Consider the following 3,549-nt stretch of genomic DNA (forward strand, 5'->3'; position numbering starts at 1 on the left):
GGGCATTTGGCGGAGCGAACCGCGACAGCGGCACCGGGCTTTCCGGGCGGTTCTGAATACAATTAGTATCAGTCCAGATCTGTACACCCTGAAGTCCAGATAAAAGGAAAGAGCAAGACTGCACAGCCCCCAGCCATTGCCATACAGCTGTGCAGAAGATTAACAAAACCACCATCAACAAAGCAGCTGACGCGCAGCGGCAGTCCCGCTCACCAAAGGCGTAACCCCTGACTAGCCACCGCAACAAGCGCCAAGCGGGATCCAGAATGAGCGAGCGAAATTGGGCGCCAGCCCAATCGAATGCCCAGTGGGCATTTGGCAAAGCGAACCGCGACAGCGGTACCTAGCTTTCCGGGCGGTTCTGAATACTATTTGAATCAGTCAGAAATGTACACCCTGAAGTCAGCAGAAAAAGCAAGACTGCACAGCCCCCAGCCATTGCCATGCAGCTGTGCAGAAGGTTAACAAAACCACCAGCAACAAAGCAGCTGACGCGCAGCGGCAGTCCCGCTCACCAAAGGCGTAACCCCTGACCGGCCGCCGCAAAAAGCGCCAAGCGGGATCCAGAATGAGCGAGCGGAGTTTAGCGTTAGCTAAACCAAATGCCCAGTGGGCATTTGGCGGAGCGAACCGCGACAGCGGCACCGAGCCCAAAGATGCCCCACTAAGGCTCCTCCGTCGCCAAGTGTCACTAAAGAGCGGGACTGCACAGCCCCCAGCCTTTGCCGTGCAGCTGTGCAGAAGGCCAGCAAAACCGCCAGCAAAAAGCATCAGCCCGAGGGGGCCGCATCCCAGCATTTTCCTTCCGGCCAGCCTTGATGGCCCACCGCCGGGCTAGTTTTTTCCCTATTGCCACGCAGGAAGCATTGTTATTTTTTATACTTTGCAGCATTGTCTGGGATATAGTGTGGCGCGCTGGGCGCTATGCAAAGCCTGGAAAAAGCGCAACAAATTGGGGGGATAAGGCGTATACTACAGAGTTGTGTGAAATTTGGTTAACTTTAATGAAAAATTAAATATGACAGTTAGTATTCCTGACGTGCTTAATCTTGTAATAAAAAGCCACGAAGTAAAAGTAGAGGGTGATGGACATGAAGCTATCTCAAAAATAGATGACCCTCCAACTTATATTTATCCCAAACTGCGAGAGCTAATTCCGGTAAAGAATTATAAACCAGTACTAATTTTTTCAGCTCCAGGTGCTGTTGGAAAAACAACTTTTGCTAAATATTTTTCTCACAATAAAAATAGCTATTATTGGGATTTATCCAAATTAAAGTTAGGTGATAATACTTTTATCGGTACAATTGCTAAGCACTTTGGGCATCAGAATTTGGGTGATATTTTAACAAAGTTAGCCAACGGCCAACTAGTTTTTTTCTTTGATGGGTTCGACGAGGCGGAAATGGTGAGTGGTCTTGATGGTATATATTCTTTTGTAAATGAAATATATCAAACGGTTAAAAACGCACCGTTTCCAGCTGCAATTTTTTTCTCCAGAACAGAAACTGTCGAATGGATACAGTTAACATTAGATGAGGTACAAGAAAAGGAGGCTTACAGTGTTTATGAGATAGACTATTTTGACAAAGAAGGTGCAACTAAATTTATTAAATTTTTCTTAGAAGATATAGGCGATGCGTCGTTCAATGCTCATGTAGAAGCATTTACCAATGCATTGGAAAATATATTTTCTACTATTGCTAATGGTTTAGGAGTAGACTCTGGAGAAGTTTGGAAAGATGATCGTACCCGTTCTTTTCTTGGTTATTCCCCTGTATTACAAACTATCTCTAGGTTTTTGTTTCAACAAAATTTCTATGAGATTCAGCAAGAGTTTGAGGGTGTTTCACATCTTAAAGGAGTTGAATTAATTCAAAAATTCGCCAACTCTCTACTTATTCGCGAGCAAGATAAAGTAGTTAATATTCTCAAACAGAACACATCGAGCCCAGAAGTTTTTGACTGGACTAGTGTTTATAGTCCTGATATTCAGTTACGGTGTGTTTTTTCTTATATCACGAGTGGATGCAATTTTGATTCTGTACTTGGTCACTTAGATGGGCCTGATTGGCTTGAAAGAAGTTACATTGATGCAGTGAGGCAATTTTTACAGAATCATCCATTCATTAGAAACGGAATGTTTGCTAATTCTTCATTCCAAGACTATACGCTTGCCATGCTAGCGGAAGATGAATATTACAAGGATGAAGTAGTGCAGTTTTTGAAAAGAGCTAAAAATATATCTGTATTATTTGCATTTTACTATAAGTCTATCTACAATTCAAAATTTTCAGGAGAATACCCAGGGTTTCTTTATGAATCATTGTTATCTGGCTTACAGCTTGAGAGTAGTATCTCTCTTAGACTTGAAGCCGAAAAACCGGGTGAAGGTAACAAGCTTGTTATTGCATATCAAGACCGAAAAGGGAAATATCAAGTCCTAGAATATGAAAGTTCAGATGATGAAGATATTTTTTGCTTTTATAGAAAAATTCATGATGCTGATATTTACACAGAAAGTAAGGTAGTACTTGATGGATTGAGCAATACACTAGAGCTAAAAGATAGCTATGTGTCTTGTCAAAGTATTTATCTTAACGCTAGGGTGTTAATCTTGAATTGCTATTCTGGCTCAGAAGTTACTATCGTTTCAGACGAATACGAGGTTGGGAATCACCAGATGCAAATCCAGCACAAAGGAGAAGGAGATGCTAATGTTAAATTTCCAACTTCTGACAGATTTCCTTGGTCTAAATATAATGATTCTAGTTTAACAAGGACCGAACCTGATCAAAATACTTTAGCGAGTAAAGTTTATGCTTTGAGGTTGATATTAGCTCCATTCAGACGGCATAAAAAGGGTATATTTGGTAAGCAGCATGAGTATATCGAAAATATTATTGTAAAGGATAACCCATTAAGGAGGGAAATCTTTGAACGCCTCATTTCTAGTAATATCCTATTTAAGAGAAGTAATGAACCTATATACGAATTGAATTCTGAAGAACTTCAAAAAAATGGAATTAATTGGGGTGAGCTCAAGTCCTTGAAGCAGAATGAGAAGCTAATACAGTTTTTAAGTTAAAGTCGAGTAGAGCAGGGAACTGACTAAGCAGTTCCCCACCCTCTCACAGAACCGTGCTTGAACCTCTCGATTCACACGGCTCTTCAGGACTAGAAGATGATTAGGGGGTGTAGCCGTATTTCCAATGCTCAAACAGGTTGGGGAAGTCGCTGGCGATTTCTCTCAATTGCTGCCAAGCTTGGTATTTACGCCTTCGGAATGACTTGTACTTGTTGGTGATCCAACGCACCAGACGAGCGTTCAATGCCGAAAATACCTCTCTTAATGCTGATGGGTAAAATGGAGAGAAATACCTGATCCAGCCGCGCAGTTTGGGGCCAGAGATTGTGATGTTCCCCCAAAAATTAGGACAGCCATTATTTCTTAACTTTCGTTTAAAAAGTGAACAATGGCAAACCGGAGAAAATTCACATCCGAATTCAAGAAGAAGGTAGTTTTGGAAGCGCTGCAAGAGTGTGTTA

General features: G+C 42.0%; 2 protein-coding genes. One reads left to right on the top strand and one right to left on the bottom strand.

The genetic code is table 11. The features are described 5' to 3' along the window. The first annotated feature begins 1,018 nt into the window (after positions 1 to 1,018). Positions 1,019 to 3,088, top strand: coding sequence for an ATP-binding protein (locus FRY97_RS21585; protein WP_147169696.1), 2,070 nt, complete (start codon positions 1,019 to 1,021; stop codon positions 3,086 to 3,088). Positions 3,089 to 3,188: 100 nt separating this feature from the next. On the opposite strand, the gene FRY97_RS21590 is transcribed toward FRY97_RS21585, so the two are convergent. Continuing rightward, positions 3,189 to 3,549, bottom strand: a 361-nt coding sequence (locus tag FRY97_RS21590) for a group II intron maturase-specific domain-containing protein (RefSeq protein ID WP_317131940.1), incomplete at its 5' end; no start/stop codon positions are given.

The sequence above is a fragment of the Phaeodactylibacter luteus genome (assembly GCF_007993045.1).
GTDB lineage: Bacteria > Bacteroidota > Bacteroidia > Chitinophagales > Saprospiraceae > Phaeodactylibacter > Phaeodactylibacter luteus.